This window comes from Mucilaginibacter myungsuensis (assembly GCF_015222005.1).
Classification (GTDB): Bacteria; Bacteroidota; Bacteroidia; order Sphingobacteriales; family Sphingobacteriaceae; genus Mucilaginibacter; species Mucilaginibacter myungsuensis.
Window position 1 is genome coordinate 624,618 of sequence record NZ_JADFFL010000003.1, and the last position, 19,531, is coordinate 644,148.

The following is a 19,531-nucleotide window of genomic DNA, read 5'->3' on the forward strand; positions in this document are numbered from 1 at the left end:
ATTATCTTCCGAAAAAGTAATCTTTTTTATCTACACGATTAGGGTCTTCCAGCGGATACTCTCTGCGCATCGGGAAAACCGTCATGTCGTCAACATTTAATATCCTGCGCAGATCAGGGTGACCGGTAAAGTCAACACCAAAAAAGTCGTAGGTCTCACGCTCCATCCAGTTAGCGCCGTCCCAAAGCACGGTCGCACTTGGGATATGAACGTCACCATCAGCCATAAATACTTTTACGCGGATGCGTACATTGTTCTGCAAGCTATGAAGGTGATAGATCACACCTACAGGCTTTTCCCTTTCGGGATAGTGGATGGCCGTAATATCTGTCAGGAAACCGAATTTCAATACAGCATGCCCTTTCAAAAAGCCCAGCAGATCAATGACCTGTTCGCGCCCTGTCTCAATGGTCAGCAAACCATAAGGCTCGCCTTCTACAATAATGGTATCGCCGAATTTAGCATTAATGGCGTTCAGTATGGTCTCGTTAGTAATAGCGCTCATTATTGGATACCGTAGGATGCTAATAATTTTTGATACTCCGGAGAATTACGACGGCGGCCGGTCTCTGTCTGTACCAATTTTTGGATCTGAATAAAGCCATCAATGATCGCTTCAGGACGCGGAGGGCAACCAGGAACGTAAACGTCGACCGGAATGATCTCGTCGATACCTTGCAACACCGAGTAAGTATCAAATATACCACCGCTTGACGCGCAGGCACCAACGGCCATTACCCAACGTGGCTCGGCCATTTGCAGGTAAACCTGACGTAAAACGGGACCCATCTTTTTAGAGATAGTACCCATTACCATCAGCAGGTCGGCCTGGCGTGGCGAAAAGCTTAAACGCTCGGCACCAAAACGGGAAAGATCGTAATGCGATGCCATAGTGGCCATAAATTCGATACCACAGCAAGACGTAGCGAAAGGCAGCGGCCATAAAGAATACGAACGCGCCAAACCAACAGCCTCATCAAGTTTAGTGGCAAAAAATCCGGAACCTTCAATACCGGCAGGGGCATCAACTATTTTTATATCACTCATGAATAAGAGAAATAATAGTGCTGTTGAATTAGATGTTTCAACATCACAAATTTACGACAAATTATACAGTGTTTAAAGACGAGTACGTTGGCACAAGGGAATTTAGAATCAATCTAAAGAAGCATGTTATAACGCCGTATAAACAAAAAAGCATGCCTTGTATAGACATGCTTTTGATATTTATTGACAGGATGTATTAATCCCAATCCAATGCTTTCTTTTTAAGAATATAAATGAAGCCGGCCAGCAGCGTAGCCATAAAGATGAACATCTCTATCAGGCCGGTAAAGCCCATCTCACGGAAGTTAACCGCCCAAGGGTACATAAAGATAACCTCCACGTCAAACAATACGAACAGGATAGCCACCAAGAAGTACTTAATAGAAAAAGGTGTACGGGCGTTACCCACAACCTCAATACCCGACTCAAATGGTGTTAGCTTGTCAGCGGTCTTACGTTTTGGGCCCAACGCGTGCGTCGCGAACATGGTACCAACGGCAAAACCCACCGCAACCAGCATTTGAATAATGATCGGTAAATAATCAATGGCTGAACTTTTTACTTCCATGGCGGCAAATATAGTAAATGTGCTGTTAACAAAAAAAGCTCCCGAAAGGTATCGGGAGCTTTTTGTTTATCGGTTAGATAATTTTATTACTTAGTTGTTTTAGCAGGCGCCGTTTTGCGGGCAAAGTAGGCTACTACCGATTTATTGGCCGGGTCATACTCCTTAGCTTTAGTATAAGCCTCTAAAGTTTTAGCCTCGTCCTTATCCTTGTATTCATAAAGATTGGCCATATAAACATAAGCCGCAGCCAAGTAACGTTTATCTGCGTCGCTTAAAGTAGGTTTAGCAGAGGTCAAAGTGATATACTTCTCGTAGTACGGCTTAGCCAAACCTTTGATATTGTTCCTGTCAGCATCTTTTAAGTCAGCAATGTAACCTTTATATTGGTACACAGCTGCTACCGGTGTAGTTGCTTTACGCTCGATATAGCTGAAAGCCGAATCTGCCTTAACAAGCACTGCAGAATCTGCTTTAGGGTTATTGCTGTCGAAAGCGAAGAAATAACTCAAAGCCTGAGCAAAGCGCTCTTGCAAAGTACCTTTTTTAGATTTATCAAAGTACTCCTGATACGCGTTACCGGCATCAGCATATTTCTTTTTTCCGTAAGCGTCTTTAGCTATCTCTAAGAAAACGTCGGCTTTGGTAGTATCCATCGCGTAAGCTTTCTTCAGGTCATTGATACCTGTCGAATCGCTCTTAGCTAATTTCAAACGGCCTAAGTTCAGGTAGTCGGTTGCTAATACACGTTTTTCACCGGCTTCGCCAATGAACTTGTTCAATGCGGTGATACCTGCGTCGTAATCCTTGTTCTCTAACGCTGAGTAACCTAAATAACGGTAAACACGCAGGTTAGAAGCGGCTGACTTAGCCAATTGGGCGGTAACCTCTTGCAAGGTCTTAAACTCACCGGCATTATACAAGAAGTCGGCATACCGTAATTGCGACTCGATGGACATGTCTGTCAAGCTTAAATACTTACGGTAGTGCTCCACACCCTCTTTAACTTTAGCTGATGCTACTTTGATATCTTTGTTAGCCTGACGCAGGTCGGTCTCAGCCCATTCGCGGTAAGCCGGGCCAAAGTTAGGGTCGATGGTCAAAGCGGCATTGAACTCGTTAGTAGCCGACTCCCAGTTATTAGCATATCTCCACAATACACCTTCAGCAACGTGGGCAGTTACCGATTTAGGGTCGATAGCTAATGCTTCTGAATAGTTTTTGTAAGCGTCGTTACTCTTCAACTGAGATATCAAAGCATTACCTGCAGTTACATACAGTTCGGCATCCTTAACCTTAGGGTTAGCAGTTTTGCCTTTCTCTAACACAGCGATGGCCGATTCGGCATTAGCCTGAGATACGGTTGTTGCAGGGGCTACGATAAGCAAGTAGCTGCGGCCAACATAGTCGTAAACCTTAGTGTCTTTTGGCGATAACGACAGCGCTTGGTTAAAGTTGCTGGTTGCACCCGCCTCATCTTTATCTAAACGGGCTGCTGCACCTAAACCAACAAAATTAAGGGCAAATTTACCGTCGGCGGCAATACCTTTATTGAAGGCAGCTTTGGCCGAATCGGCATACTCTTGCTTAATGTAGGTCCAACCCAGGTAAAACTGGTTCTCGGCACTGTTAGGCTGAGTTGTGGTCAGTCCTTTAAGCATTGTCTTAGCTTTTTGATATTGTTCGGCGTCGATAGCTTTTTTGGCGTCGGCGAGACTTTGCGCAAAAACTGACGATCCTATAAATATCGTTGCCGTTGCGGTCATCGCTATTCTTTTGATCATTTCCATGGCTTTTATTTATAGTTTTAGTTTACTCGTTCTGTATTCTGTTCTTTTACTATGTTGATCTCTCTGCCAGGCATTACTTCTGGTAATATGCCCGATTTTAGAATGATCCGTTGCCCCCTGTCGCTTAACACAAAAGAGGCAAACCCTTTTCCCAATCCATCGCGCCCGGTACAATCAATAATGTACAACGACCGTATGAACGGATATGTTTTTAGAGCTAAAGATTCCTGCGATGGTTTAGTAAACCCAATGTCATCTTTGCGGGAGTTGTCCTTAACACCTACTATCTTCACTTTTTTAACGTCATCGGCATAATCCTTATCAGGATCGTTCAACCAGCTAAAGCCAGTTATACCAATGGAGTTAGGATGGGTAGCTACATAGCGTATCACCTCTTTATTATTCTTAAGGGCATAAACGTTTTTTGCCTTAAGTTCTTTTGTGCCGGCCAGGTCTTTCAAATATCTTACCAAACTGGAGTTGGGGTTATCAAAAACTACACTTCTGTCGCTTTTAAATTCTCCGTTCAGCATCGCTTTCACTTCAGATACAGTGATCGTAGTATCGGCCGAGGCTTGGTTTACGATCAACGAAACTGCGTCTATAGCGAACCTGTTAGCATCAGGTGGCCTTGTATGCTGTATCATCAGCCGCCTTTCGTCGGCAGTAAGATCCCGGGTCATTATAGCGTAAGGGATACTATCAGTAAGCAGCAGGCTCAGTAGCTCGTTCTCGGTCTTGTACAGCAACCTTGGCTTAGCCTCGGTATAGCTGGATGTGAAAACGAAAAGTTCTTCTTCTATGATCGGTGCACACGATTCGTCTATCAACATATCGGTTTGGCCGGCCATAAAGGTATCCGCATTCTTTTCGGGCACCTTTTTCTTTCTCTTGCAGGCAGGAGCGGCTAATATAGAAAGCCCTGCCAACAAAAAGAAAATAAATTTGATCTTAATACTCATCAGTTTGCTTTTTAAAGATCAGCCTCGAACTGCGCAGTATCCCGTAAATGATACATATCACCCCAAAACCTATCCTCAGGTGCTCGGGCAGGGCCATAGCGGTTATCAGCTTGGGCCAAAACAATATCATCAGGCCAAAGGCCGAAATACTGACCAGTAGGGCGATCCCTAAAATGAGCAAAAACCGCCTTGGGGGCGATTTTTGCTCACGTTTATAAAAATATGACATTGATATTCTTATTGTTCAGACAATGTAAAGCTGATAGGAACTGTGTATTGCTGACGTACAGCACGACCGTTCTGCATACCCGGCTTCCATTTTTTTGAACCTTTAACTACACGTACAGCCTCCTCGTCGCAACCGCTGCCGATACCACGAAGTACTTTAATGTCCGTCAAGGCACCATCTTTCTCAACTACGAAGGTTAAGAACACTTTACCCTGAACGTTATTTTCACGTGCAACCGAAGGATACTTCATGGTATTCTCCAGGTACTTGTAGAATTTGTCGATACCACCCGGGTACTCGGCACTTTCTTCTACCGCGCTAAAGATCTCGTTAGAGTCCTCAGTTACTGCTTTCACGTCAGAGTTACCTACAGGCTCGTCGATACGTACTTCGGCAGTTGGGTCACCTTTCTGATCTTTCTGACCCGGATCAGCTACCTTCAGCTCTTCCACGGTCGGTGGATCTTTCTCTTTAACCTCGTTATCCGGTTTTACTACCGGAGGCGGGAAACGAACCTGGTCAACCTTCGGTTTTGGTGGTTCCGGAGGTGGAGGAGGTGGTTTCTTGGTCTCATCCAGTGGTGGAGGTGGTTTTAAGTTCACCTCGGTAATGATCTTCGGTTTTTCCTTGGCTTTAGGAATAAATTTCTGGATCTTATTAATAACAGTTGGCGTACCTACAGCAACTACAAAGAATAGCAGTGTTATTGATAGTGCCTTTACGGTGTTCCATGGATTTTGCTTGCGCAACTCATAAGCACCGTAAGCCTTGTTCCTGTCATTAAACACGATCTCCAGCCATTCCGGTTTTAGAATATCTAATTTTGAACCTAACATGGGCTTTCTTTCTTTTAATGATTTAACGACTAAAGATATAGTTTATTATTTAATAATGCAACTAAAATCTTAGTTTATTTTTAATAGTTACCGTCGCGCTTTAAAAGCTCAATTTCTAATGGTAAAATATCAACGATAGCGCGAATCTCTATTTTAGCGATGTTCAACTCGTCCATGATATCTACCATGTTCCTGTAAACTGACTTATCGCTCGGTTTAACCAGCACGATCATTGGTTTACCACCCGACTCTTCCTCGATCGTTTTTTTAAGATCGAACAATGTTTTGCGGATGCCATCTTTACCAAAGTTATCGGTAGTAGGTGCTTGTCCTTTGTAAGGTACACCAGGTAAACCGCGGTACCACTCTATCTTATTGTCTTTACCCAACAGGATAGTTAACGTACGCGACTCAGGAACCGGTTTCTCGTCCTTTTTAATTTCGTCTTTATCCGGCATGGTAAGGTCCATCGCCTTTGGTTTGTTCAGGGTAGTGGTCAGCATGAAGAAAGTAACCAATAAGAAAGCCAAGTCAACCATGGCCGTAAGGTCCACTCGGGTTGACTTCTTCTTGGTTCTGACCTTCCCGCCGCCCTTCTTACCCCCACCGGAGGTGTCTAATTCTGCCATCTTCTTATTTAGGTAAGGATTTAACGTTGGTGATCAACGCGAATTTGTTAACTTTTTGTTTTTGCAAGGCTTTAATAAGCTTAGCAAACGTTGGATACTCTTCTTTTCCGTCGCCTTTAATAGCTATACGCAATTCCTTATTGTTAAGGTTTTTGGTGACGATACGGGCTTCTTTAACCCAATAAAAAAGCTGGCTTTCGGTAGTGGTGTCTGTTGGGATACCTTGCGATTTATATTCCTTCCGTTCGTCAGGAGATAGAGCAAGGAAGCCTTTAAGATTTTGAATGTCGACACCAAAGCTTGGCAGCGATGCAAAAACAGCTTTCTCTTCCGGAGTGAAAGCGATGCTATATCTTCTGCCCATTTGGTCCAACAACTCCTCGCGTGTTTTTTGGCCTTCTACACCAAAGAACACTTTGCCTTGGCCTACGGTCAAAATAGCAACGTCCGACTCGGGCAATTGCACGTTGATCGCGGTAGCAGGAGCGTCCACCGGGATAGGGTCATCCGTACGGGGCTTTGCTGTTAATATAAAGAAAGTAAGCAACAGGAACGCCACGTCGCACATCGCGGTCATGTCTATCGCTGTACTCTTTCTTGGGATCTTTACTCTTGGCATAATGTTGTTTGTTAAATAAAACGTTAGTGGATGGGTTTATAAAGCCCGGCACAAAAGGCCGGGCTTTAAACATATATACACTAAATTTTTATTTGTTTTTGTGAGACGCCGCAAATGTTTGTACAATGCTGAAACCTGTTTCGTCGATAGCGTAAGTTAAGCTGTCGATCTTAGAGGTAAAGATGTTGTACATGATGATAGAGAAAGCTGAAGTACCGATACCTAAAGCGGTATTGATCAATGCTTCAGAGATACCTACCGCCAGAGCTGATTGGCTTGGAGCACCAGATGCACCCAGTGCCTGGAAGGCCTTGATCATACCTGTTACTGTACCTAACAGACCCAACAATGTACCGATAGATACTAAAGTTGCGATGATAGTTAAGTTTTGCTCTAACATTGGCATTTCAAGAGCGGTAGCCTCTTCGATATCTTTTTGGATGGCCAAAGTTTTTTGGTCAACGTCCAGATTAGGCTCTTCTTCCATCTCTTTGTATTTTTTCAAGCCAGATTTGATAACGTTAGCTACCGAACCTTTTTGTTTGTCGCACTCTGCAGACGCAGCAGCGATGTTACCTTGATTCAAGAAAACTTGGATCTTGTGTACAAATGAATCAACACTGCTTGTACCTGAAGCTTTACCGATAACTACGAACCTCTCGATAGAGAAAACGATAAGCATCAATAACATGGTCATCAGTACCGGTACGATCACGCCGCCTTTGTGTACAGTACCGAAAACGTCGGTCGGGTCGCCGTGCTCAACATCGCCTCCTTTGTAGTGGCTTGGATCACCCAAAACGAAGATAAATAACAGGATAGCGATAACGAAACAGATCGGGATAACCAGGGTAGAGAAAATACCTGACTTAGATCCGCCTTCTTTTTTCTGAGCAGGTGTAGTTGGTTTTGGTGCGTTTGCCATTACTTTTAAAATTTAGTTTTTAGTTTTTGTTTATATGTTATAGTTAATTAAATAATGCGCTTTTAAGCAGGATAACAAATTTATAATTTAATTGACATAAAAAAACGTAGTGCTGTACAATTAATAATTTTTTAATATCCGTTTTATCAAGTTCGTAATTTATCGCCTTGTAATAGCGAGGTCAAAAAAGACGTTCACAGGCTGCAAAAAACAATTTTTTACAATAAAAACCATTTTTTTCAAGATTAGCAAATACCGATCTGATAAAAGTGTGTAACTAAAATGATATAGTGGCGTCTAAACAAACGCCTAATTTTATTGCCTAACGCCGCTATTGGCCCAAAACTTTATTTGGTTTTTGGTCATCAGCACCGATCAGCCACCCTATCGTTGACCAACATCAACTAATTATATCGTTAAAGATACAGATGTTTGGTGATATTCACTTGTTTGCTGTTAATTTTTCCGCAGCGGTACGTCCCCTCTTACATTAACAAGCAAATGGTAAACGTAACAGTGTGTACATTATTTTGTTTCTTTACCTTAAATATATGTCAAATACGGGTCAGCAACCTTTCAGCACTAAACAATTAAGGCAAATAGCCAGGCGACTTACCATGGTAGAGAATGATCTGCCCGGTGCGATGCAATTATTAGCCAATGCCGACTTGAGCCGCAACACGCCTATTATAGGTATAACCGGCCCGCCGGGTGCTGGCAAAAGCACTTTGGTGAACGCCTTGATAGCCGAACTTACCACAGGAAGCAAAAAGGTAGCCGTATTAGCTGTCGACCCAACATCGCCATTCAATCATGGGTCACTACTGGGCGACAGGATAAGGATGGCCGCCCACTTTAACAACCCTAACGTTTTCATCAGATCGATAGCTACCCGCGGATCGCTCGGCGGCTTATCTGCCCGTACCATTGAAATGACCGACGTTTTACGGGCCGAAGGGTTTGATCATATTATTGTGGAGACCGTTGGCGTAGGCCAGTCAGAAATAGAGATAGCCGGGCTGGCCGATATCACTTTATTGGTACTGGTACCCGAGAGTGGCGACGAGATCCAGAACATCAAATCGGGCATTATGGAAATTGCCGATGCCTTTATTATAAACAAGGCCGATCGCGATGGCGCCGACACCTATTATAATACACTACAAAAACTGCTTGCCCAAAGCGGCAAACCTATGCCCATATATAAGGCTATAGCATCGCAAAATAAAGGCATGGCCGAAATAGCCGAATTTGTATCTCTACAAACGCATCATCCGAACCCTAAACGCGCCATGTTACTTGCCGAAAAAGCCTGGCAGATCATCCGTGACCGGCGCATGGCCAATATCGACAAAAAAAAGCTCCAGCAGGATATTGCTGAAGCTTTGACCCGTGATGGGTTTAATCTTTATCAGTTCTTATTGAATGCGAAAGTCGAAATTTCAAATTCGAAATGATCTTTGAATGCGTCGATAACTCAACTCATTCGCTCTCGATAGCTATCGGGATCACATTCCGACTTTCGCATTCCTTGATCAAGAGTTCATAATACTCTCGATCTCGTCAGCCTCTACCGGGATGTTGGCCATCAGGTCGATGTTACCGGTCTCTGTGATCAAAATGTTATTCTCGATACGGATACCCAAACCTTCGGCAGGGATATAGATGCCCGGCTCGCAGGTAAGGATGTTACCTGCGGCAAACGGCGTGTACCGACTGGCAAAGTCATGCACATCTATACCCAGATGGTGCGATGTGCCGTGCATAAAGTACTTTTTATAGGCCGGCATTTTAGGGTCCTGCTTTTCTACATCTTGTTTGGTGAGCAGGCCAAGTCCGATCAGTTCGCTGGTCATGATCTTACCAACCTCATCGTGATACTCGTTCCAGATGGTACCTGCCACCAATAATTGCGTAGCGGCACGCATCACACGCAGCACAGCATCATAAACCTGGCGCTGGCGCGGGGTGTAACGGCCATTAACCGGTATCGACCGGCTCATATCGGCATTATAGTTAGCGTACTCGGCCGCCCAATCGAAGAGGATCACATCGCCGTCCTTACAGGTCTGATTGTTATCTATATAATGCAGCACAATTGCGTTTGGCCCCGAAGCAATGATAGGGCTGTAAGCGTGCCCGGTAGCACCTTGGCGGATGAACTCGTGAATGATCTCGGCCTCTATCTCGTACTCGTTAACACCCGGTTTAACAAACTTCAACGTGCGGATAAAAGCATCGCGAGTAATGTCGCAGGCTTTTTGGGTCAGCTCTACTTCGATCGTTGACTTTACGGCCCGCAGATCCCGCATGATCGGCGCCGACCGCTCGTAATGATGGAGCGGATATTTAGCACGCAGATCGTTCAGGAAACGCAGATCACGATACGGAACAGTGTGCGCGTAACGGTCATTCTCGTTAGTGTTGATGTAGATGTGTTCGGCATAGTGGATAATGCTATGCAAAATGTTGTCAAAATCGGACAGCCAATATACTGCCTCGATGCCGGACGCCGTTTTAGCCTCTTCCTTAGTGTACTTATGACCCTCCCAAACAGCAATGTGTTCGTTAGTTTGTCTTAAAAAAAGTACTTCTTTGTACAACGGATTAGGACAATCCGGAAACAAAAGCAGTATAGTTTGCTCCTGATCTATACCCGACAGGTAAAAAAGATCGGCATTTTGCTTAAAAATAAAATTTTGATCCCCGCTTCTTACAAATTCATCATTTGCATTAAAAAGAGCTATTGAGGCCGATTTTAATCGCGAGACGAAATTTTTTCTATTAAAAGTAAATAAGTCACTACTTATTGGTAGGTATTTCATTATTAAAATTGATTTTGGTCTGTCCGAAACAAATTTTCTATTTCTTTGTCCTAAGAATGCGACAAAATTGGAACAGTGTTTGGTAATAGAATTCAAACATAATTACTAATTTTGGAAAAAAATCACAATTAATTGTTTAATCTAAAAAAACTATGAACTATTCTACATTAAAGAAAACAGTAGCCTTATCGTTCGTTGCAGCTATGGGTTTTGGCGTGGCAAACGCTCAAACAACGGATGGCACTGGAACCACGACCCCAAAAGTATTTGGTGGTGCTGGTCAGTACAGAACTTGGTACTTTGGCATTAACGCAGGCGCAACTTCACCTGCATTAGCGACCGGTGGTAGCCAGGATTACAAAAGCCACGATATCAAACCAGCTTTTGGTATCAATGTAAGGAAACAATTGGCTCACCAATTTGGTATCCAATTGGATTTACAAGGTGGTTGGGTTGGTTTCAGCAACCGTACAAATGCAGATCCGGGCGCATCTCGTGATAACCGTAAAGCTGTTAAGACTTTTTATCAGTCTGCCGCTTTAGGTGGTGTGTTCAACTTTGCAACTATCGACTTTTTACACCGTAAAAACTCTGTTAACTTCTTCGCTAAAGCGGCTATCGGTTTGGCTAACTACCACCCAGAGATCACTTTGCCTAACGGTACCACTGCGACCGATCCAGCAGCTGCTTACTATAACACTGATGGCACAAAGAAATGGGTTCAAGAGATGATCGTCCCTGTTGGTGTTGGTGTTAAATTCCGTTTAAGCGAGGTAACTGCTTTAAACTTTGGTTACGATCAAACTTTTGTTAACGGCGACAACTTTGACGGTTTGAACAGAGCTTATCCAACTAAAGACCGTTACTCTTACGGTTACGGTGGTTTAGAGTTCACTTTAGGTTCAAAATCAAAACCAGATCTTCAGTGGGTTAACCCAGTAGCTTTAATGTACGACGAGTTGTACGATGCTGAGTTACGTAAAGAAGTTGCTGCTTTGAAAGGCCGTGTTGCTAACGTAGAAACTGCTGTTAACGACCTGAAAAAAGATTCTGATGGTGACGGTGTATCTGATCAATTTGACAAATGCCCTAACACTCCTGCTGGTACAGTAGTTGACGGTGCTGGTTGCGAGATCAAATTCCCTGCTGCTGTTGCTGCTCCTGCTGAGCCTGTTGCTGCTGCTTACTCTGCTATCCAATTTGATTTTGATAGCTCAGTATTACGTACTTCTTCTTACCCAGCTTTAGATGCTACTTCAGCTGACTTAAGAAGCGGTTCAGGTAGCTTAGAAGTACAAGGCTTCGCTTCATCAGAAGGTACTGCTGCTCACAACTTACGTCTTTCTAAAGACCGCGCTAATGCAGTTAAAACTTACCTGGTTAACTCAGGTGTTGATGCAAAACGCGTTAAAGTAAAAGGCTTTGGCGAAACTAAACCAATTGCTGACAACTCTACAGAAGAAGGTCGTGTATTGAACCGTCGTGTTCAATTCCAACGCTAATTATCTCGCAAAGAGTAATTAAATAATTGGAAGGCCCTGAATATTCAGGGCCTTCTTTTTTTTGCATAGATTTGTAGCATGTACTTTTTTAGAAAGAAAGACCCCAACAGGCCGATCAACTTTAACCTGAAGGTGATGCACATGATCAACGCCATTGCTATCACCATGTTCGTAGCCGGGATGATCTATAAACTACTGGACTGGTTCGTTCTTTCGAAATAGTGCTTTGAGTCCGGAAGTCGGAAAGACCGAAAGTCCGGAAGTAGAAATAAAGTCGCAAATACTAAAATTCACACCTAATATCCGGACCTTCCGACTTACGCGGACTTCCGAACTTCCAACAAACTATGAAAGACATCGTTAGCACCAACGCCCCTGCCCCTATCGGCCCGTACAGTCAGGCTATCGTAGCAGGTAACTTATTATTCGTGTCAGGCCAGGTAGCCATTAACCCCGTAACCGGCGACTTAGTTCAGGACAGCATTAAAGCCGAGACTACCCAAGTGATGGAGAACATCAAAGCCATCCTTACAGAGGCAGGTACCGATTTTGCCCATATTGCCAAAACCACTATCTTTTTAAAAGACATGGCTTTTTTTGCCGAGGTAAATGAGGTATACGGCTCTTACCTTACCCAACCCTTCCCTGCGCGGGAGACCGTTGCCGTTGCCGGTCTGCCCAAAAATGTGAACGTAGAAATATCAGTGACCGTACTATTAGGTTAATGACCAAACAAAAAACGAGTGCACTATATCTTGCTTGTGCTATTGCCGCCGCGGTGATATGGGGTTTTTTTGCGTTCCCGCTAAGGCATATCAAGCAATACTCGCCGCAGCAGATCCTTTACTACCGCATATTTACATCCTTCGCAATTGTGTGGGCTATCAACTTGATGTTCCGCAAAAAGCAATTGCAGGCCGACTATCAATTAGTAAAGGCAATGGGAAGTAAAGAGCGCAGGCGCATCCTGCTATTATTCCTCGCATCAGGCATATTTATCACTTTTAACTGGTACACGTTTATCCATGTGGTTAACCACGTCAGCTTGAAGGCGGCATCATTTGCTTACATGGTTTGCCCGATACTGACCGCAGCCGGAGGCTTCCTGATATTGAAAGAACAAGTGACCCGTTTAAAATTGATCGCCATCGCTATAGCGATCTTAAGTGTGGGCATACTTTCCACCGCGTCCGTATCGCAAGCCATGTGGTCGGTAGTCATCGCGGCAACTTATGCCCTGTACCTGATCCTGCAAAAGGTTTTGAACCGGTTTGATAAGCTTAATTTATTAGGCATCAATCTGCTGATATCGACGCTGATCCTGCTGCCCTTTTATTTTCATGATGCCAAGCCTGTACCGGCCGAGGTTGATTTTTGGGCTATGATATTGATCATTGCTGTTTTGATGACCATTGTGCCGTTGTTCTTAAGTTCGTACGCACTAAATGGTATTCCATCATCAACGCTCGGGATCACGATCTACGTAAACCCGGCCATATCTTTCACCGTTGCCATTGTAGCTTTTGGCGAACACGTAACCTTGCAACAGATAGGCGGATACTTGCTATTGATCGTAGCGGTGATTATTTTTAACTGGCCGGTGATCAGCTCACTATTCGGACCTAAAGATCCGGGAACAGATAACATCAAACCCATACCTCAACATTGAACCAGACTTTTCAAACACCGGTAGAATACTTGAAGGGCACTGGCCCTTCGCGCGCCGAGGTACTGAAAAAGGAACTGGGCATTTATACTTTTGAGGATGTGCTGCGGCATTTTCCTTTTAAGTATATCGACCGTACCAAATTTTATAAGATACGCGATACTAACCCTGACATGCCGCATGTGCAAGTCATCGCCCGCCTTACCCATAAAGAGATCGTAGGCGAAAAACAGACCAAGCGCCTGGTAGCACAGGTGCAGGACGATACGGGTACAATGGAGCTGGTATGGTTCCAGGGCATAAAATGGGTTGAAAAATATTTGGTTACCGGCAAAGCTTACATCTTGTTCGGCAAGCCGGGATCGTTCAATGGTAAAGCCCAAATGTCGCATCCCGAGGTTGAGCAATATTCGGCTGAGGCCTTTCGCCGGCAGGGGAATGCGACCTTGCAGCCCGTCTATAGTTCGACCGAGAAACTTAAACAGTTCAGTTTAGATAGCAGAGGTCTGCAAAAGATGACCTCTTTCCTGATCGAGCAACATGCCCGTGAGATACCCGAGAACCTGCCCTCACCTATCATCAATAAATTAAAATTGATGAACCGGGCGGAGGCCTACCGCAACATCCATTTCCCAACAGATGCTAATGCACTCGCAGAAGCCACTAAGCGGTTAAAGTTCGAGGAACTGTTCTTCATCCAGCTAAAATTACTTCGCAACAAATTGTTGCGGACGCAAAAGTTCAAGGGCAATGTGTTCGATAAGGTGGGCCATTACTTTAACGAGTTCTATCAGCATAAGCTACCGTTCCAACTCACCGGCGCGCAAAAGCGGGTACTGAAAGAGATACGCTTAGATACCCAGCGCGGCGTACAAATGAACCGCCTGCTGCAAGGCGACGTAGGCAGCGGCAAGACCATTGTGGCATTGATGAGTATCCTGATCGCCTTGGATAACGGCTTCCAGGCCTGCTTTATGGCACCAACAGAGATCCTTGCTAATCAGCATTACCTAACGGTGAAGAATATCATCGGCGATGACTTTATCAATATCGCCCTGCTGACAGGATCCACCAAGCAGAAAGACCGTACCCAACTTCACAAGCAATTAGAGGATGGCTCGCTGCATATCCTCTTTGGTACGCATGCACTGATCGAGGACAAGGTACAATATAAAAATCTTGGTTTTGTAGTGATAGACGAGCAGCACCGCTTTGGCGTGGAACAGCGCGCCAAACTGTGGCGAAAGAACACGATACCGCCGCACGTGTTGGTGATGACGGCTACCCCTATACCCCGTACTTTGGCCATGACGTTGTACGGCGATCTGGATGTGTCTGTAATTGACGAACTACCTGCCGGACGGAAGCCTATCGAAACACTACACTTTTACGAGAATCAGCGCCTGCGCATGTTTGGCATGATGAAACAGGAAATTGCCAAGGGCCGTCAGATCTACGTTGTTTACCCGCTGATCAAGGAAAGTGAAAAGCTGGACCTGAAGAATCTGGAGGATGGGATCGAAGTTATGAGCCGAGAGTTTCCCTTGCCGCAATACCGCTTGAGCATTGTCCACGGTAAATTGAAACCTGCCGAAAAGGATTACGAAATGCAACGCTTTGTAAAAGGCGAAACACACATTATGGTAGCGACCACTGTTATTGAGGTGGGCGTGAACGTGCCTAATGCCTCGGTAATGATCATAGAGAATGCCGAACGTTTCGGCTTATCGCAATTACACCAGTTACGAGGGCGTGTTGGCAGGGGCGCCGAGCAATCTTTCTGTATTTTGATGAGTGACGTTAAGTTGAGTAGAGATGGGCGGATCCGTTTGGATACTATGGTAAAGACCAATAACGGCTTTGAGATATCCGAAATAGACCTCCAACTGCGCGGTCCCGGCAACATCGAAGGTACCCAACAAAGCGGCGTGTTAGACCTTAAACTTGCCGACCTTACCGCAGATCAGCAACTGTTGATGCTTGCCCGTAAATGCGTGGAGGAAATGTTTGAACAAGATCCGCAGCTCAGCCATCCAGAAAATCAGATCCTGCACCAAAGCTTCTTGTCTAAAAAAGATGGGTTGAGTTGGGATAAGATCTCGTAGCGACGGTCTTGTCTTTTATTTATTCACCGGCTATTTACATACACTACCTACCGGGAAACAAGGAATACCACGAATACCAAATTTAAACTATAAAGAAAGTTAACAAAGGTTAACATATTTCAAACTATCTAAAACATAATTATATGATAATCAGATACTTATTCTTTGTAGTTCTAAAGCAAGATACGAATAAGTCAAGAGTACGCCACGCTCTTGGCCAGCGCTGCATAGCATTGCCGGTTGTGGGTAGAGAGAGGTTTACCACAATACATTCCGCAGAACCCCTTCCTGCCGTTGCGCACCAGCCGCAGCGCCCTTCCCCAGGGAAGGAATTATATAAAAGACCTGTAACAATCCCTACCTCTCTGCGTCCAAACTGCTGATCAACACCTACGTTATGCAGTTCAAAAATATCTTCCGCAAAAAAGTCAATGCTAACAAACCTAAAAAGTCAGCCTTGCGCGAGTGGGGCGATGCATTGTTGTTCGCGCTCATCGCATCGACCATTGTGCGTGGTATTATTTTTTCTGCTTATGCGATACCATCAGGATCGATGGAAGGTTCGTTATTGATAGGCGACCATTTATTTGTAGACAAGCTGGCTTACGGCGCAAGGATGCCGATCACCCCGGTAACCGTCCCGTTCACCGAGCCGACCGTTTACGGTGTAAAAACTTATTGGGACGGTATCGAATTACCTTACTATCGCCTGCCGGGCTACACCGAACCAAAAAAAGGCGACTGCGTAGTATTTAACAAACCCGAAGAATTAGAGACCCCGATAGACCAGCGTACTACCCTGATCAAACGTTGCCAGGCCACCCCGGGAGATGAGTTGCGGATCATTAATTCACAAGTGTACATTAACGGTAAGCCTGCCGCTAACGCCCCACGCTCGTTAATGGAATACGTGGTACAGACCGATGGTAAAGATATCAATCAGCTATTGCTGACAGACCTAAGCATCCAAACCGTGCAGCAATTAAGCCTTGATCAATATGTGATGCTGGTACCGCTGGACAAACTAAAAGAGTTTAAAAGCTATTCGAATATTAAGAGTGTAGAGCCGGTCTTGGTTCCCGCAACGCAATATGATAGCACGATATTCCCGCACAGCGACCATTTTAAATGGAACCTGGATAATTTTGGCCCGCTGGTAATGCCTAAGAAAGGGATGACTGTTGCCCTGAACGATTCGACCCTGACCTTGTATCGCATGGCGATAGAAAGTCACGAAGGGAACAAAGTAGAGACCAATGGCAAAGATATCCTCATCAATGGTTCAAAAGCCGACACCTACACTTTTAAAATGAATTACTACTGGATGATGGGCGATAACCGCCACAATTCCCTCGACTCACGTTTTTGGGGTTATGTGCCGGAGGACCATATCATCGGCAAAGCAGCAGTAACCTGGTTAAGTACCGACTCATCGGCCAACAACATGCTGAATAAGGTGCGTTGGAATAGGTTTTTTAGGTTGATCAAGTAACAGGAATGCGAAAGGCGGAATGTCAAATGCGAAATGAGCTTAAGTAGACTGCATAAGCAAACTATCCTTTGGGCCAACTGTTATATTTGCACCAAAACATAAACGCTATGGCAACTTTTGCGGATATTATAAAGTCGGACACACCGGTGCTGATCGATTTTTCGGCCGAGTGGTGCGGACCATGTAAAATGATGGCCCCTATCCTGAAACAACTAAAAGATATGGTGGGCGACGGCGTAAAGATCATTAAGATAGACGTTGACAAGAACCCGCAAGCCGCGGGTGCTTACAATGTGCAAGGCGTACCAACACTGATCCTGTTTAAAGACGGTGATCTGAAATGGCGCCAGAGCGGCGTAGTGCAAGCCGCGCAATTGAAGCAGGTGGTGGAGCAGTTTAGTTAGGAGAGTCCGGAAGTCGGAAAGACCGAAAGCCTGGAAGATATTTGCGAGAAGTCATGCTGAAGTCGTTTTAGCACCTCATTTGCGGAGTTAAGACTTGCTGTGTTGACCTGCCTGATAGGTTCCCGAAACAAGTTCGGGATGACTTTTTTACCCTTAATACACCAACGCCAGTGGCCCATCCTTCACCACCAACACCGACCAACCCGGCTTAGACCCTGACTCGATACTGGCCACAAACTTATCCCGGATATAGATCCCAACCTCTACCGAACTATCACTGGCAGATAAGGTCCATTCACAGCGCAGTTCCTTTTCATCTTTGATCGGCTTAATGTCCGAACCGTCGGCAAGAAACTCTCTTGGGTTAAGATACGGACTTGACTGCATGGCCCAATTGCTATCCGTCGGGGCTTCGTCCTGATTATAAAGCCACACATCACCTATCACATCGCCAAACTCCAATAGATAAGCATAAGCTACTCTACCGTCATCCTCGATCAGGACGGAGTAAGCGTCATCAACCTCGCAAGCGATCTGTGTTAAAAATGTCGACATCTCGGTTTATTGAACTACACCATTCTCCTCGCGGTATTCTTGCTGCAACTCCAGCAGGCATTTGGCGCAAAGGCAGCCCTCGTAAAGTTCACTTACGTATTGCACCTCGTTTAAAGTTAACTGCACAGTGCTGCACTGGCACTTGGTGAATGAGTTGGCTTTACATTCAAAAGTGGCGCTGCAACGGTCGCAGTAAATAACCTCGTGTTTGGGGTGGAGCATTGGTGCAAAGGTAGGGAAATGGAGGATGAGAGCATACATGAGGGTGTCAATTTATGAGTGGGTGCAGGTGTATATAGTGATGAACTCAGCACGTCATTGCGATGCAAACCGACCGCTTACTTGCGAATTAGTTTTTATCGGCCCGATACATAAAACCAGCTAACTTTGTGAAATGGAGGAAATGAGTGACCTTGATTATAAACCGTTTTACGTAAATCACATAACGGAGGTAAATGACCATCATTATATTTTTAACGGTCATCCATATTGGGCGTACGACGAGGACATGTATCACGAGATACATATCAATGCAAACCGTCCCATAACACACGTGAAGCATTATGCTGACAGCTGTGTATTTATCGATGTAATTTCATCTGATAGATTAGAGATCTATGTTGGCAGTGAGTATTTCTCAGAATCTTGGAGTGACGGAGAAATTAGTTATCATAATTATTCTGTTGTAAGCCTCGAGAAAGCCTCGAAATTGGAATGGAAACCGAGATTTTTAAATTTAGAACTTGAGTTTAATAAATTGTTTAAGATCAGAATGTGTAAATATCTGATAACCAGAGATCATGTTGTAAACAACTATCAAAAAATTTACTCAGAGCGATCTCAAATCGAGACAGACTTTAGTTTAAATGATCCGGAAATTGTAGAAACTGGAATATTTAAAACTTTATTCTATTTGTTAGATAAAAGCCATTACATAACCCGCGACCAACTATATTACACAAATTACGAAGAGCGCTATTTTCGTCAATTGCTGAGACAAAATAAAAAGCAGCTGGAAACCAAAGACTGGAAAGACGATTATTTAGATCTGGAATTTATTTATAACTATTTATCAGATATTGATCTAAACGATTTTCAGTTAATGAAAACGCATGTTATAAGCATCTACACTGAGAGGTTCAATTTGACAGTAGACAACTTTAAATATAATTATACACACGTAGACGAACAGAAGTATCGCACCTTTTTTAATTCTCTAATGGATCAGTTAGATCTATAGCCCTTTAACCGCATCGGTTTTGCTGTTGTTCGTGTTTTGTAGCTGATTGTTTTCTGAATATCTGTGTTCACATGGATGCGAGCACGGATATCTTAAAACAAAACGGCCGGAAAGCTTTCGCTTCCCGGCCGTTTCTATTA

22 protein-coding genes are annotated in these 19,531 nt (G+C 44.3%); 9 read left to right on the forward strand and 13 right to left on the reverse strand.

Annotated elements, in window-relative coordinates; all coding sequences use genetic code 11:
• Window position 1 precedes the first annotated feature (1 nt).
• The 10 genes from IRJ16_RS10530 to IRJ16_RS10575 all read right to left on the reverse strand — a co-directional run bounded on the left by IRJ16_RS10530 (window position 2) and on the right by IRJ16_RS10575 (window position 7,602).
• Window positions 2–505, reverse strand: coding sequence for an NADH-quinone oxidoreductase subunit C (locus IRJ16_RS10530; protein ID WP_194111491.1), 504 nt, complete (start codon window positions 503–505; stop codon window positions 2–4).
• Entirely contained in the window at window positions 505–1,047 is a 543-nt protein-coding gene (locus tag IRJ16_RS10535) for an NADH-quinone oxidoreductase subunit B (RefSeq protein ID WP_194111492.1), read from the reverse strand. The genes IRJ16_RS10530 and IRJ16_RS10535 overlap by 1 nt, the downstream gene beginning before the upstream one ends.
• Window positions 1,048–1,243: 196 nt before the next feature.
• A complete protein-coding gene (locus IRJ16_RS10540) occupies window positions 1,244–1,615 on the reverse strand; it encodes an NADH-quinone oxidoreductase subunit A (protein WP_194111493.1) in 372 nt (123 codons plus the stop codon).
• Window positions 1,616–1,701: 86 nt separating this feature from the next.
• Entirely contained in the window at window positions 1,702–3,402 is a 1,701-nt protein-coding gene (locus IRJ16_RS10545) for a tetratricopeptide repeat protein (protein WP_194111494.1), read from the reverse strand.
• A gap of 17 nt (window positions 3,403–3,419) precedes the next feature.
• Complete coding sequence (locus IRJ16_RS10550; protein WP_194111495.1) at window positions 3,420–4,364, reverse strand: PstS family phosphate ABC transporter substrate-binding protein; 945 nt, start codon at window positions 4,362–4,364, stop codon at window positions 3,420–3,422.
• A complete protein-coding gene (locus tag IRJ16_RS10555; RefSeq protein WP_194111496.1) occupies window positions 4,354–4,593 on the reverse strand; it encodes a hypothetical protein in 240 nt (79 codons plus the stop codon). The genes IRJ16_RS10550 and IRJ16_RS10555 overlap by 11 nt, the downstream gene beginning before the upstream one ends.
• An 8-nt stretch (window positions 4,594–4,601) precedes the next feature.
• The gene (locus tag IRJ16_RS10560; RefSeq protein WP_194111497.1) at window positions 4,602–5,429 is read right to left on the reverse strand and encodes an energy transducer TonB; all 828 of its coding nucleotides are present in this window, start codon (window positions 5,427–5,429) and stop codon (window positions 4,602–4,604) included.
• 80 nt (window positions 5,430–5,509) lie between these two features.
• The gene (locus IRJ16_RS10565; protein WP_194111498.1) at window positions 5,510–6,058 is read right to left on the reverse strand and encodes an ExbD/TolR family protein; all 549 of its coding nucleotides are present in this window, start codon (window positions 6,056–6,058) and stop codon (window positions 5,510–5,512) included.
• Window positions 6,059–6,062: 4 nt separating this feature from the next.
• A complete protein-coding gene (locus IRJ16_RS10570) occupies window positions 6,063–6,677 on the reverse strand; it encodes an ExbD/TolR family protein (RefSeq protein WP_194111499.1) in 615 nt (204 codons plus the stop codon).
• Between the two features lie 88 nt (window positions 6,678–6,765).
• Entirely contained in the window at window positions 6,766–7,602 is an 837-nt protein-coding gene (locus IRJ16_RS10575; RefSeq protein WP_194111500.1) for a MotA/TolQ/ExbB proton channel family protein, read from the reverse strand.
• A 551-nt stretch (window positions 7,603–8,153) separates the two neighbouring features.
• Between IRJ16_RS10575 and meaB the strand changes: the two genes are divergently transcribed.
• Window positions 8,154–9,059 carry a methylmalonyl Co-A mutase-associated GTPase MeaB gene (gene meaB, locus IRJ16_RS10580; protein ID WP_194111501.1) on the forward strand — a complete coding sequence of 302 codons (906 nt, stop codon included), beginning with the start codon at window positions 8,154–8,156 and terminating at the stop codon, window positions 9,057–9,059.
• Window positions 9,060–9,137: 78 nt separating this feature from the next.
• On the opposite strand, the gene IRJ16_RS10585 is transcribed toward meaB, so the two are convergent.
• Window positions 9,138–10,427, reverse strand: a complete 1,290-nt coding sequence (locus IRJ16_RS10585) for an aminopeptidase P N-terminal domain-containing protein (protein ID WP_194111502.1) — start codon at window positions 10,425–10,427, stop codon at window positions 9,138–9,140.
• A 152-nt stretch (window positions 10,428–10,579) separates the two neighbouring features.
• Between IRJ16_RS10585 and IRJ16_RS10590 the strand changes: the two genes are divergently transcribed.
• The 7 genes from IRJ16_RS10590 (at window position 10,580) to trxA (ending at window position 17,596) form a co-directional block, all read left to right on the forward strand.
• A complete protein-coding gene (locus tag IRJ16_RS10590; protein WP_194111503.1) occupies window positions 10,580–11,929 on the forward strand; it encodes an OmpA family protein in 1,350 nt (449 codons plus the stop codon).
• Window positions 11,930–12,007: 78 nt separating this feature from the next.
• On the forward strand, window positions 12,008–12,151 hold the full coding sequence (locus IRJ16_RS10595; protein WP_194111504.1) for a DUF6728 family protein: 144 nt from the start codon (window positions 12,008–12,010) through the stop codon (window positions 12,149–12,151).
• Between the two features lie 125 nt (window positions 12,152–12,276).
• Complete coding sequence (locus IRJ16_RS10600) at window positions 12,277–12,654, forward strand: RidA family protein (RefSeq protein WP_194111505.1); 378 nt, start codon at window positions 12,277–12,279, stop codon at window positions 12,652–12,654.
• Window positions 12,654–13,598, forward strand: a complete 945-nt coding sequence (locus IRJ16_RS10605; protein WP_194111506.1) for an EamA family transporter — start codon at window positions 12,654–12,656, stop codon at window positions 13,596–13,598. Before IRJ16_RS10600 ends, IRJ16_RS10605 begins: the two co-directional genes overlap by 1 nt.
• On the forward strand, window positions 13,595–15,700 hold the full coding sequence (gene recG / locus IRJ16_RS10610) for an ATP-dependent DNA helicase RecG (RefSeq protein WP_194111507.1): 2,106 nt from the start codon (window positions 13,595–13,597) through the stop codon (window positions 15,698–15,700). Before IRJ16_RS10605 ends, recG begins: the two co-directional genes overlap by 4 nt.
• 397 nt (window positions 15,701–16,097) lie before the next feature.
• The gene (lepB, locus tag IRJ16_RS10615) at window positions 16,098–17,192 is read left to right on the forward strand and encodes a signal peptidase I (protein WP_194111508.1); all 1,095 of its coding nucleotides are present in this window, start codon (window positions 16,098–16,100) and stop codon (window positions 17,190–17,192) included.
• Window positions 17,193–17,299: 107 nt separating this feature from the next.
• Window positions 17,300–17,596 (forward strand): thioredoxin, encoded by a 297-nt coding sequence (gene trxA, locus IRJ16_RS10620; protein ID WP_194111509.1) that lies wholly within the window; start codon window positions 17,300–17,302, stop codon window positions 17,594–17,596.
• Between the two features lie 153 nt (window positions 17,597–17,749).
• On the opposite strand, the gene IRJ16_RS10625 is transcribed toward trxA, so the two are convergent.
• Entirely contained in the window at window positions 17,750–18,151 is a 402-nt protein-coding gene (locus tag IRJ16_RS10625) for a hypothetical protein (RefSeq protein ID WP_194111510.1), read from the reverse strand.
• Window positions 18,152–18,157: 6 nt separating this feature from the next.
• Window positions 18,158–18,412: a cysteine-rich CWC family protein gene (locus IRJ16_RS10630; RefSeq protein WP_228080013.1), complete on the reverse strand. Its 255-nt coding sequence runs from the start codon at window positions 18,410–18,412 to the stop codon at window positions 18,158–18,160.
• 292 nt (window positions 18,413–18,704) lie between these two features.
• On the opposite strand from IRJ16_RS10630, the gene IRJ16_RS10635 reads away from it, so the two are divergent.
• Window positions 18,705–19,391 carry a hypothetical protein gene (locus IRJ16_RS10635; protein ID WP_194111511.1) on the forward strand — a complete coding sequence of 229 codons (687 nt, stop codon included), beginning with the start codon at window positions 18,705–18,707 and terminating at the stop codon, window positions 19,389–19,391.
• The last annotated feature ends 140 nt before the right edge of the window (window positions 19,392–19,531 follow it).

Excerpts from the sequence above, each read along its gene's own strand:
- IRJ16_RS10550 (WP_194111495.1), bottom strand. The coding sequence starts at position 4,364 with ATGAGTATTAAGATCAAATTTATTTTCTTTTTGTTGGCAGGGCTTTCT.
- IRJ16_RS10565 (WP_194111498.1), bottom strand. The coding sequence starts at position 6,058 with ATGGCAGAATTAGACACCTCCGGTGGGGGTAAGAAGGGCGGCGGGAAG.
- IRJ16_RS10605 (WP_194111506.1), top strand. The coding sequence starts at position 12,654 with ATGACCAAACAAAAAACGAGTGCACTATATCTTGCTTGTGCTATTGCC.
- IRJ16_RS10575 (WP_194111500.1), bottom strand. The coding sequence starts at position 7,602 with ATGGCAAACGCACCAAAACCAACTACACCTGCTCAGAAAAAAGAAGGC.
- meaB (WP_194111501.1), top strand. The coding sequence starts at position 8,154 with ATGTCAAATACGGGTCAGCAACCTTTCAGCACTAAACAATTAAGGCAA.
- IRJ16_RS10545 (WP_194111494.1), bottom strand. The coding sequence starts at position 3,402 with ATGGAAATGATCAAAAGAATAGCGATGACCGCAACGGCAACGATATTT.
- IRJ16_RS10595 (WP_194111504.1), top strand. The coding sequence starts at position 12,008 with ATGTACTTTTTTAGAAAGAAAGACCCCAACAGGCCGATCAACTTTAAC.
- lepB (WP_194111508.1), top strand. The coding sequence starts at position 16,098 with ATGCAGTTCAAAAATATCTTCCGCAAAAAAGTCAATGCTAACAAACCT.
- IRJ16_RS10540 (WP_194111493.1), bottom strand. The coding sequence starts at position 1,615 with ATGGAAGTAAAAAGTTCAGCCATTGATTATTTACCGATCATTATTCAA.
- IRJ16_RS10530 (WP_194111491.1), bottom strand. The coding sequence starts at position 505 with ATGAGCGCTATTACTAACGAGACCATACTGAACGCCATTAATGCTAAA.
- IRJ16_RS10590 (WP_194111503.1), top strand. The coding sequence starts at position 10,580 with ATGAACTATTCTACATTAAAGAAAACAGTAGCCTTATCGTTCGTTGCA.
- IRJ16_RS10585 (WP_194111502.1), bottom strand. The coding sequence starts at position 10,427 with ATGAAATACCTACCAATAAGTAGTGACTTATTTACTTTTAATAGAAAA.
- IRJ16_RS10630 (WP_228080013.1), bottom strand. The coding sequence starts at position 18,412 with ATGTATGCTCTCATCCTCCATTTCCCTACCTTTGCACCAATGCTCCAC.
- IRJ16_RS10625 (WP_194111510.1), bottom strand. The coding sequence starts at position 18,151 with ATGTCGACATTTTTAACACAGATCGCTTGCGAGGTTGATGACGCTTAC.
- IRJ16_RS10560 (WP_194111497.1), bottom strand. The coding sequence starts at position 5,429 with ATGTTAGGTTCAAAATTAGATATTCTAAAACCGGAATGGCTGGAGATC.
- trxA (WP_194111509.1), top strand. The coding sequence starts at position 17,300 with ATGGCAACTTTTGCGGATATTATAAAGTCGGACACACCGGTGCTGATC.
- IRJ16_RS10555 (WP_194111496.1), bottom strand. The coding sequence starts at position 4,593 with ATGTCATATTTTTATAAACGTGAGCAAAAATCGCCCCCAAGGCGGTTT.
- IRJ16_RS10535 (WP_194111492.1), bottom strand. The coding sequence starts at position 1,047 with ATGAGTGATATAAAAATAGTTGATGCCCCTGCCGGTATTGAAGGTTCC.
- IRJ16_RS10600 (WP_194111505.1), top strand. The coding sequence starts at position 12,277 with ATGAAAGACATCGTTAGCACCAACGCCCCTGCCCCTATCGGCCCGTAC.
- IRJ16_RS10570 (WP_194111499.1), bottom strand. The coding sequence starts at position 6,677 with ATGCCAAGAGTAAAGATCCCAAGAAAGAGTACAGCGATAGACATGACC.